The sequence below is a fragment of the Synechococcus sp. EJ6-Ellesmere genome (genome assembly GCF_024345875.1).
GTDB lineage: Bacteria > Cyanobacteriota > Cyanobacteriia > PCC-6307 > Cyanobiaceae > Regnicoccus_A > Regnicoccus_A antarcticus.
Map to the genome: position 1 here is coordinate 1 of NZ_JAGQBY010000112.1, position 10,264 is coordinate 10,264.

General features: G+C 65.2%; 8 protein-coding genes and 1 pseudogene. 8 read left to right on the forward strand and 1 reads right to left on the reverse strand.

The window, feature by feature from the left end; translation table 11 throughout:
- Positions 1–201: 201 nt before the first annotated feature.
- The 7 genes from KBY78_RS12290 (at position 202) to KBY78_RS12320 (ending at position 7,541) form a co-directional block, all read left to right on the forward strand.
- Entirely contained in the window at positions 202–1,230 is a 1,029-nt protein-coding gene (locus tag KBY78_RS12290) for a hypothetical protein (protein WP_006173162.1), read from the forward strand.
- The gene (locus tag KBY78_RS12295) at positions 1,227–1,697 is read left to right on the forward strand and encodes a nitrate reductase associated protein (protein ID WP_255143831.1); all 471 of its coding nucleotides are present in this window, start codon (positions 1,227–1,229) and stop codon (positions 1,695–1,697) included. Before KBY78_RS12290 ends, KBY78_RS12295 begins: the two co-directional genes overlap by 4 nt.
- Positions 1,698–1,878: 181 nt before the next feature.
- Entirely contained in the window at positions 1,879–3,189 is a 1,311-nt protein-coding gene (locus KBY78_RS12300) for a CmpA/NrtA family ABC transporter substrate-binding protein (protein WP_006173164.1), read from the forward strand.
- 38 nt (positions 3,190–3,227) lie between these two features.
- Positions 3,228–4,058 (forward strand): nitrate ABC transporter permease, encoded by an 831-nt coding sequence (gene ntrB / locus KBY78_RS12305; protein WP_006173165.1) that lies wholly within the window; start codon positions 3,228–3,230, stop codon positions 4,056–4,058.
- A 2-nt stretch (positions 4,059–4,060) separates the two neighbouring features.
- Complete coding sequence (locus KBY78_RS12310) at positions 4,061–6,088, forward strand: nitrate ABC transporter ATP-binding protein (RefSeq protein WP_255143832.1); 2,028 nt, start codon at positions 4,061–4,063, stop codon at positions 6,086–6,088.
- Positions 6,089–6,108: 20 nt separating this feature from the next.
- The gene (locus KBY78_RS12315) at positions 6,109–6,942 is read left to right on the forward strand and encodes a nitrate ABC transporter ATP-binding protein (protein WP_006173167.1); all 834 of its coding nucleotides are present in this window, start codon (positions 6,109–6,111) and stop codon (positions 6,940–6,942) included.
- Positions 6,939–7,541 carry a Crp/Fnr family transcriptional regulator gene (locus tag KBY78_RS12320; RefSeq protein ID WP_255143833.1) on the forward strand — a complete coding sequence of 201 codons (603 nt, stop codon included), beginning with the start codon at positions 6,939–6,941 and terminating at the stop codon, positions 7,539–7,541. Before KBY78_RS12315 ends, KBY78_RS12320 begins: the two co-directional genes overlap by 4 nt.
- Positions 7,542–7,561: 20 nt before the next feature.
- Here the strand turns inward: KBY78_RS12320 and KBY78_RS12325 are convergent, their stop codons facing one another.
- On the reverse strand, positions 7,562–9,736 hold the full coding sequence (locus KBY78_RS12325) for a molybdopterin oxidoreductase family protein (RefSeq protein ID WP_255143834.1): 2,175 nt from the start codon (positions 9,734–9,736) through the stop codon (positions 7,562–7,564).
- 155 nt (positions 9,737–9,891) lie between these two features.
- On the opposite strand from KBY78_RS12325, the pseudogene KBY78_RS12330 reads away from it, so the two are divergent.
- Positions 9,892–10,264 (forward strand): annotated as a pseudogene (locus KBY78_RS12330) (hypothetical protein); the annotation flags it as partial.

Sequence of the window (10,264 nt, forward strand, 5' to 3'; positions counted from 1 at the left end):
TTCTCCACCTTGTTCAGCTTCACGCCGGTGGCGGCCTGGGACGCTGCCCCCGCGGCGGATGGTTGAGCTGCGCTCACGGTCGGTCCCGAATGCTGAGACCTGACCCTTTAGCGTCCCAGTACGTGGATCCAGTTCTTGTTGCAAGCTTTACCAAACATGGCTCCAGAGGGGATCCGTGGGGAGTTGCCAAGGCGGCCGCCAATGCCTCCCGAGGCGGTGCGTTTCCGGGAGCTGCTGGCCAAAGTGGGCAGCGGAGAGCACACCAGCACAGGCCTGACCCGCGCTGAGGCCTGTGAGGCCATGGACCTGATGCTGCTGGGTCAGGTGAGCGATGCCCAGCTGGGGGCCTTTCTGATCGCCCACCGCATTCGCCGGCCATCACCGATCGAGCTCACCGGCATGCTCGAGAGCTACCGGCTGCTGGGCCCCAGCCTGCGTACCCCGGGGCGCAAGCCCCTCTGCTTCGGTGTCCCCTACGACGGCCGCAACCGCACGGCACCGGTGCTGCCCCTGCTCGCCCTGGTGCTGGCGTCGGCGGATCAGCCGGTGGTGCTGCATGGCGGCGATCCCATGCCGGTGAAGTACGGCGTCACCCTGGCTGAGTTGTTCGCGGCCCTGGGGATCGAATGGCGCGGCCTGAGCCTGGAGGCTGTGCAACAGCGGCTGGATCGCCACGGCCTGGCCCTCACCCACCAGGCTGATCACTTTCCCAGCGCTGAGCGGCTCCTCCCTGTGCGCGACGCCATCGGCAAACGGCCGCCGGTGGCCAGCCTGGAGTTGCTCTGGACACCCCACCAGGGGGAGCACCTGCTGGTGAGCGGCTTTGTGCATCCCCCCACGGAAACCCGTGCCTGGGAGGCCCTGGGCCATGCCGACGAAACCGATGTGTACACCGTCAAGGGGCTGGAGGGTTCCACCGACCTGCCCACCACCAGGGCCGGCATCACCGCCCGGCTCCGCCACGGGGCCATGAGCCGGATCCTGCTGCATCCCCGCGACCACGGCATCACCGCCCAGGAGGTGGCCTGGCAGAACCTGGAGATCTGGCGCGATCAGGCCCTGGCAGCCCTGGTGGGGGTGGGCCCCCTGGCTGATGCCCTGCTCTGGAACCTGGCGGTGTATTGGTGGCAGGCCGACCGCTGCGAGAGCCTCGAAGCGGGAATGGAGCAGGCCAGAGCCCTGCTGGCGGCCCGCAGCGGCGAACGGTTGCGTCAGGAGCTGTCGGCGTGAGCCTGCACGAGCGCTGCTTCGCCTTCGAGGCGGATTTCGTCGAGGATCTGCGTTGCCTGCCGATGGCCGTGCGCCGCAAGCTCGATCTGGCCGGTGTCAAGCTCAAGCTGAGCCACTGGCATAGCCTGGACTCCGATGAGCGGGCGCGCCTGCTGGTCTGGTCCGACGCGCCTGCTGCCATCGTTGACCTGCGCCAGTGGCTGCAGCGGCGCACCGCAGAGCTGGCTGATGGTCCGGCGAGGGCCATCGATCCGGCCATCGCCGCCGACTGGCAGCAGCTTGAGGCTGTTCCCGAACGCTTGCGGGCGGCCTGCGAGCAGCTCGGATCCGGCGTGGAGTTGGCCCAGTGGCAGAGCCTCGATGAGCTGCAGCGCTTTGCCCTGGTCAAGCTCAGCCATCCCGGGCATGAACACCGCAATCTGCCCAGGGCCCTGATGGAGTTCGGCCTGGGCCTGGGATGTCCGTGAATGCTCGCCAGGGGCTTTCCTGGTAGCAATCACTACGCTGATGTGTTGCGGATTGTGGTGATGTAAGTGTGTTGGTCAGCCTGAGCGCCAGCACCATCGCCGGTTCGGTGCGCTTGATTGCGGAGCCCGTCCGGATTGCGATTGCTCGCAGCCCGACTCCTTCACCTTCCGTTCAGGCTCCATGTCCAATCTTTCGCGCCGTAGGTTTCTGATCACCGCAGCCGGCACGGCAGCCGGTGCTGTCTGGTTGAGTGCGTGCGGTGGCAAGAAGAGCGAGACCAGTTCGGCTCCAGCAGCTGCCGGCTCCGCTGACACCGAAGTCAAAGGAGCGACGCTCGGCTTCATCGCCCTCACCGATGCGTCCCCCCTGATCATTGCCAAGGAGAAGGGGTTCTTCGCCAAGCACGGCATGCCCGATGTGAAGGTGCTGAAGCAGACCTCCTGGGCCGCCACCCGCGACAACCTCGAGCTGGGTGCTGATCGCGGTGGCATTGATGGGGCTCACATCCTCACGCCGATGCCGTATCTGCTCACGGCGGGGACCATCACCAAGACGAGCAAGCCGCTGCCCATGTATATCCTGGCGCGGCTTAATGTAAATGGCCAGGGCCTCTCCCTCTCCAATGAATTCCTGAAGGAAAAGGTCACGCTACAAAGTCCCAAGATCAAGGAGATTGCCGATCGCAAGAAGGCTGACGGCAAGTTGCTCAAGGCCGCCATGACCTTCCCCGGCGGTACCCACGATCTCTGGATGCGCTACTGGCTTTCCGCCAACGGTGTTGACCCGGTTTCGGAAGCGGATCTGGTGGTGGTGCCCCCGGCCCAGATGGTGGCCAACCTCCAGACCGGCACCATGGACACCTTCTGCGTGGGTGAACCCTGGAACCAGCGCACTGTCAATAAGAAGATCGGCTACACCGGTGCGATCACCGGTGAACTCTGGAAGGACCACCCCGAGAAGGCCTTCTCGATGCGCGCCGATTGGGTCGACAAGAATCCCAAGTCAGCCAAGGCCATGCTGATGGCGGTCCAGGAGGCCCAGATGTGGTGCCAGGATCCTGCCAATCTCGATGAACTCTGCGAGATCACCTCGAAAGACAAATACTTCAAGTGCAATGTTGAAGACATCAAGCCTCGTTTGGCTGGCACTTTCGATTTCGGTGATGGCCGCAGCGTCACCGATTCACCTCTGAGGATGCACTTCTGGAAGGAGACCGATTCCTACTCCTTCCCCTACAAGAGTCACGACCTCTGGTTCCTCACCGAAGACATCCGCTGGGGCTATCTCCCCCAGACCACCGATACCAAGGGCCTGATCGACAAGGTCAACCGCTCCGACCTCTGGAAGGAAGCCGCCATCGCCATCGGCCAGGAGAAAGCCATCCCCGCCTCTGATTCCCGGGGTAAGGAAACCTTCTTTGACGGTGTGGTCTTCGACCCCGAGAACCCCAAGGCCTACCTCGATTCGCTCAAATTCAAGGCTCTGGCCTGACCTGATCGGGAACCAGCCCGACTCACCAACGCCTACCCATGACCCTCACTGCTCCCCTCGAGCGGCGGCGCCCCCGCCCGTTCAGTTCCGCCATTCTCAAAGGAATGGTCCCCTATGTGATCTGCATCGGGGCCTTCCTGATCAGCTGGCAGTTGCTCTCGGCCATCCTTGGTGCTGCCCGGCTGCCTGGACCCATTCAGGTGGTGGTGGACACCTGGGATCCCTACATCAGCGATCCCTTTTATGACAACGGGGGGACCAGCAAGGGCCTGGGCTGGCAAATCCTGATCTCGCTGCAGCGGGTGGCGATCGGCTACAGCCTCTCGGGCGTTGTCGGCATCGCCATCGGTGGCCTTCTTGGCCTCAACCGCTTCATCGGTAAGGGCTTTGATCCAGTGATTCAGGTGCTGCGCACAGTGCCACCTCTGGCTTGGTTCCCCATCGCCCTGATGGTGTTCCAGGACGCCAACACCTCGGCCGTTTTCGTGATTTTCATCACCTCGATCTGGCCGGTGATCATCAACACGGCCGTGGGCATTCGCCAGATTCCCCAGGATTACACCAACGTGGCCAGGGTGTTGCGGCTGCGCAAACGCTCCTACATCCGCGAGATCGTGATTCCAGCCACGGTTCCCTATGTGTTCACCGGCCTGCGCATCGCCGTGGGTCTGGCCTGGCTGGCGATCGTGGCAGCGGAAATGCTCAAAGCTGACGGTGGCATCGGCTATTTCATCTGGGACGCCTACAACGCTGGTGGCGATACCAGTGCCAGTCAGATCATCCTGGCGATCGTTTATGTGGGCATCGTTGGCCTTGCCCTCGATCGCTTGGTGGCCTTCGTGGGCTCGAAGGTGAGTGGAGGACACTGACCATGCCAGCTCTATTCACCGTTGACAACGTCACCCAGACCTTCCCTCTCAGGGATGGTGGCAGCTATGTGGCCCTCAAGGATATTTTTCTGAACGTGGCCGAAGGGGAGTTCCTCTCCCTTGTGGGGCACTCCGGCTGCGGGAAATCGACCCTGCTCAATCTGCTGGCTGGCCTCACCCGCGCCAGTGAAGGAGGGATCCTGATGGAGGGCCGGGAGGTCACCGAACCTGGGCCCGACCGAATGGTGGTGTTCCAGAACTACTCGCTGCTGCCCTGGAAATCTGTCCGCCAGAACATCGCTCTGGCTGTTGACAATGTGATGCGTGGCTCCAGTAAGGAGGAGCGCGAATCCATCATTGATTACAACATCAAGCTGGTGGGTCTGACGGCTGCTGCCGAGAAATTCCCCCACGAAATCTCGGGAGGGATGAAGCAGCGGGTGGCGATCGCCCGGGCCCTGGCTCTGCGTCCCAAGCTGCTGCTGCTGGATGAGCCCTTCGGTGCGCTTGATGCCCTCACCCGCGGCAATCTCCAGGAGCAGCTGATGCGCATCTGCGAGGAGGCCAAGGTGACCACGGTGATGGTCACCCACGATGTGGATGAGGCCCTGCTGCTCTCCGACCGGGTGGTTCTGATGACCAATGGCCCTGAGGCCTACATCGGTCAGATTCTCGACGTGCCCCTGGCCCGTCCCCGCACCCACCTCACGGTGGTGGAGGACCCTGGCTACTACAGCCTGCGCGGCGAGGTGGTTCAGTTTCTCACCCAGCAGAAAGAGGCGCGCAAGCGGCGGCTGAATCCCTCGGCCGCGATCGCTGCCAATGATCTCGAGAAGGTGAACCTCACCCTCGGCTTCATCCCCCTCACCGACTGCGCCCCTCTCGTGGTGGCCCTTGAGAAGGGATTCTTCGCCAAACACGGCCTGGATCAAGTCAGCCTCAGGCGCGAGACCAACTGGAAAACCCTGGAGGCCGACCTGCGCCAGGGGGTGATCGACGGCGGTCAGGTTGTGGCCGGGATGCCCCTGGCCATCACCCTGGGCGCCCAGGGCAAGCCGCCCCTGGCCATGGTCACGGCGCTCACCCTCTCCCGCAACGGCAATGCCGTCACCCTCCACCGCCGCTTTCACGACGCCGGCGTGCGCAGCCTTGCCGATTTCAAGGCCTGGATCAGCGCCCATCCCGAGCGCAAGCCGGTGCTGGCGATGGTGCATCCGGCCTCGATGCACAACCTGATCCTGCGGGCCTGGCTGGCTTCGGCTGGCATTGATCCCGATCGCGACGTCAGTCTGATCGTGATTCCGCCGCCCCAGATGGTGGCCACCCTCAAGGCGGGCACCATCGATGGCTTCTGCGTCGGGGAGCCCTGGAACACCCGGGCTGTCCAACAGCAGCTGGGCACGGTGATCGCCACCGACGCCGATCTCTGGCCTGGTCACTGCGAAAAGGTGCTCGGGGTCCGCGAAGACTGGGCGGCTGCCCACCCCCGCACCCACCAAGCCCTGATCAAGGCGCTGCTGGAGGCCTGCCGCTACTGCCAGGACCCCGCCCATCGCTCCGAAGTGGCCGAACTGCTCGCCAGGCGGGAGTACGTGGGCACCGAGCTGGCCACGATCCGGCCCGGCCTGGTGGATCCCTACGACCGCGGCACCGGTGCTCCGGGTCTGATCCCGGATTTCAACCTGTTCCACGGTGCCCAGGTCAATGCCCCCAACGCCCGCGATGGGCTCTGGATCCTCACCCAGTTGGCCCGCTGGGGCATCACCGCGTTCCCCGAGAACTGGAGTGAGGTGCTCGATCGCGTGCAGCGCCCCGATCTCTTCGCCCAGGCCAGCGCCGAGCTGGCGCCTGAGCCGAGCGCCAACGGCCACCGGCTTCTGCCCGTGCCGTTGTTCGAGAACCAGCCCCTGGATCCCAGTGATCCGATGGCCTACCTCAAGCATCTGGAGGCCTCCAGGGCCATCCGCTACGAAACGATTTCGCTGCCCGAGCGACCCACCACCCTCGAGCCGGCTGCGCCGCTTCGCTGAGCTTCTTCTCCTTCCAACCGATGCAGACCCTCCCCTCCACCGCCGCAGCCACCACCCAGGGATCCGAGCCGTTTCTGGTCATCGATGGGGTCTCGAAGGTGTACCCCACAGCCAACGGCCCTTACACCGTTCTCGATGATGTCCACCTCGAGGTTCGTGAAGGCGAGTTCATCTGCGTGATCGGTCACTCCGGTTGCGGCAAGTCCACCCTGCTCGACATGGTCTCCGGCTTCCGCGAGCCCACCACGGGCCAGGTGCGGCTGGAGTCGGAGCCGATCGTGGAGCCCGGCCCCGATCGCATGGTGGTGTTCCAGAACTACTGCCTGCTGCCCTGGCTTTCGGCCTACGACAACATCGCCCTGGCGGTCAACAGCGTTTTCCCCGAGCTCAAGCGCAACGGCCAGGCACGGGCCCTGGTGGAACAGCACCTCGCCATGGTGGGCCTTACCGAGGCTGCCGCCAAGAAGCCGGGCAGCCTCTCCGGTGGCATGAAACAGCGGGTGTCGATTGCCAGGGCCCTGGCCCTGCAACCCAAGGTGCTGGTGCTCGATGAACCCTTCGGGGCCCTCGATCCGATCACCAGGGAGGAGCTCCAGGAGGAGTTGCTCAAGATCTGGTCGGAGCACAAGATCACGGTGTTGATGATCACCCACGACATCGATGAGGCCCTGTTTCTGGCCGACCGGGTGGTGATGATGACCAACGGACCGGCGGCGAAGATCGGCGAAATCCTTGACCTCCCCTTCCCGCAGCCCCGCGATCGTGCCCGGCTGATGGAGCTGCCCGAATACTTTGATTACCGCAACCGCGCTCTCGATTTTCTCTACCGCCGTTTCGCCCACGACGACACGTGAGGACAGCCCTTCCGGTCCATCAGTCCTTCGGCCAGCTATCGATGGCGGGTGGCCAGACCCTGCTGCTGGATGGTGGCCATGCTGCCGCCACCTCCCCGGTGCGGGTCCTTACCGGCATCCTTCGCGTGTTTCTGCTGGCCTCCGCTGGCCAGGAAATCACGATCGGCTTTCTGCAACCGGGTGATGTCTGCGATGCCCTGGCCCTTCGCCGCGACTGGGTGGGCCTCGAAGCCCTCACCCTGGTTCAGATCGAGCGGGTGGAGCGGACCGAAGCGGTGCGTGATCTCACCGATCTCAGCACCTGGACTCTGGAGTTGCTGATGATCCGCCACCACCCGGACACGGAGAAGCGACTGAGGGCGCTGCTGGCCTTACTGGTGGAGCGGCTGGGACGGCGCAATGGCCTCTGGTACGAATTGCCGATCCGGATCACCCATGAGCGCCTGGCCGAGTTGATCGGCAACACGCGCGTCACGGTCACCAAGATGCTCTCCCGCTTGCGCCAGTCGGGGTTGGTGGACGACCATCCCACCGGCAGTGGCCCTTTGGTGCTGCGCCTCTCCCCCGAGCTGGTGGAGGCGATGCTGCCGATCGGCTGAGCCCCGCCCCGGGTGGCGTCCTAGGCCCTCTCCACCTGCACGGCGGCTGCCTTGAGTTCGGGTTGCTTCGAGACCGGGCAGCCCAGGGCATGCATCAGCCGGTTGGCCTCACAGGCCTGCTCCTGGGCCGCACCCCAGTGCATCGGCAGGAACACCGTGCCCGGGCGAATCCGATCGGTGATCTGCACCTTCACGGTCAGGTTGCCGCGGCGGGAGCTCACCCGGGCCAGGCCGCCATCGTCGAGGTCGCAGCGCTTGGCGTCGGCCGGGTTGATCTCCAGCAGGGGTTCCGGGTGACTCCGTCGCACCCGCTCCACATGGATGGTGCGGGTCATGGTGTGCCAGTGGCCGAGGTATCGCCCCACCGTGAGCACCAGAGGGAAGCTGGCATCTGGCGGCTCCCCCAGCCCCAGAGGTTGCTGGGCCGCCAGGCGGGCCTTGCCGTTGGCTGTGGGATACACGCCCTGGGTGTGCAGTCGCGCCTGGCCGCCCCCCGGCGCTGTGCCAGCCGGGAACGGCCATTGCTGGGGCCCGTGCTCGGCCAGCAGGTCGTGGCTGAGACCGCTGTGGTCGCAGATCCGCCCGGCGGTGATCGCCGCGAACTCGGCGTAGACCTCGGCCGAGGAGCCATAGGCGAACTGCTTGGCAAAGCCCAGCCGCCGGCCCACCTCCGCGAAGATGGACCAGTCGGGGCGGGCTTCGCCGGGGGGCTGGCGGAAGGCCTGCGACAAGGTGACCCGGCGCTCCGAGTTGGTCATCACCCCCTCCTTTTCGCTCCATTGGGCGGCCGGCAGCACCAGGTGGGCCACCGCTTCGGTTTCGGTGCCCGCATAGGCCTCGTTCAGCACCACCAGGGGGCAGCGGGCCACCGCCTGGCGCACCCGGTCCAGCCAGGGCAGGCTCACCAGCGGGTTGGTGGCTGCCACCCACCACAGACCCAGCTCACCGCGCTCCATCGCCTCGATCTGCTCCCACACCGAGAGGCCATCGCGCTCGGAGATCGCGCCGGGGGGAAAGCCCCAGTGCTGCTCGATCGCGGCGCGGTGGCTGGCCTCGTGGATCGAGCGGTAGCCGGGCAGCAGCGCGGCCAGGCCTCCGGCTTCCCGTCCGCCCATGGCATTGGGCTGCCCGGTGAGGGAAAAGGGGCCGGCCCCGGGTTTGCCGATCTGGCCGCTGACCAGATGGAGGTTGATGATCCCCGCCACAGTGGCCGTGCCCTCCACGCTCTGGTTCACCCCCATCGACCAGAGGCTGAGCACTCCGGCACTGGCGGCCCACGCCGCGGCCAGACGGCGCAGCGCCTCCTCCTCGATCCCGCAGAGGGCGCAGACCCGCTCCGGTGTCCAGCCGGCCCAGAGGGCCGCCAGTTCAGCGAAGCCATCGGCGGTGGCCGCCACCCGCTCGGGATCCACAGCCCCCAGCTGCAGCAGCAGGTGGCCCACGCCATGCAGCAGCACCAGATCCGTGCCCGGGCGGATGGCCAGGTGCAGGTCAGCCGCATCACTGGTGGCGGTGGCACGGGGATCGACCACGATCAGCTGCAGCGCCTCCTTCTGGCGGCGTTTGCGCTTGAGCAGGCGCTGAAAGAGCACGGGGTGACACTCGGCGGTGTTGGTGCCGATCAGCACCACCGTGCCTGCCAGGTCGAGGTCGTCGTAGCAGCAGGGGGGGCCATCGGAGCCCAGACTGAGCTTGTAGCCCGACACCGCCGAGCTCATGCACAGCCGTGAATTGGCATCGAAGTTGTTGGTGCCCAGGGCCCCTTTGATCAGTTTGTTGGCGACGTAATAGTCCTCGGTGAGGAACTGGCCGGAGCCATACATCGCGATCCCACTAGACCCCTGCTCTGCCTGAATAGCCTGGATCCGCTCCACCAGGATTGTGAAGGCCCGCTCCCAGCTGATCGCCTGAAAGGGTTGGTCGCGCTGCTCTCGCCACAAGGGTGTGCTCAGGCGATTGCGGCCCAGGGTCTCGGCCACCGTGGCCCCCTTGACGCACACCTGACCGAGGGAGGAGGGATGCTGCCGGTCACCGCGGACGGTCCAGATGGCCTCGGCGGCGTCTGGGAGGTCTGGACTGTTGGCGTCCGCCGCCGGTGGTTTGAGTTCCAGGCCACAGCCGACTCCGCAGTAGGGGCATTGAGCCTTGGCGGGAGCGGGCACTGGGCAGGTGGTGCAACGGGAGTCGCACTCCATGCTCGCCCATGGTCTGCGGTGGCGACGGGAAAAGTGGAGTGAGCGCCGGGGCCTATGGGTCCAATCAAAAAACCTCATCGAACACAGGTTGACCCATAAGAAAAGTGCCGCCTAAGGTTCGCCCACTGACCCCCAGCCGAAGAGACCGATCCACCGTGAGTTCCACCATCCCCACCAGCGTCGAGTCGATCCACGCCGATCGGCCGCACTCCCAGGCTGAGCCGTTGCCGGTTCCCCCAGGCCTGAGTACCCCTCCCCCCGGAGAGGTGCGCTGGTATCAGCAGTTCCGTCGTATCCAGATCGTTCAGTCGCTCGAGGCGATTCAGGATCTGATCGCGGTGTCGCTCTGCGTGGGCCTGTTCTGCGTGATGTCCCTGCAGATGCGCATCCTCTTCCCCACGCTGCTCTCGGCGCCCAAGTTCCACGCGATCACCGCCGACATCCTCTTGATCCTGATCCTGGTGGATTTGTTCCGGCCGCTGATCATTTATCTGCAGGAGCAGCGGGTGTCGATCGGTGTGTCGGTGG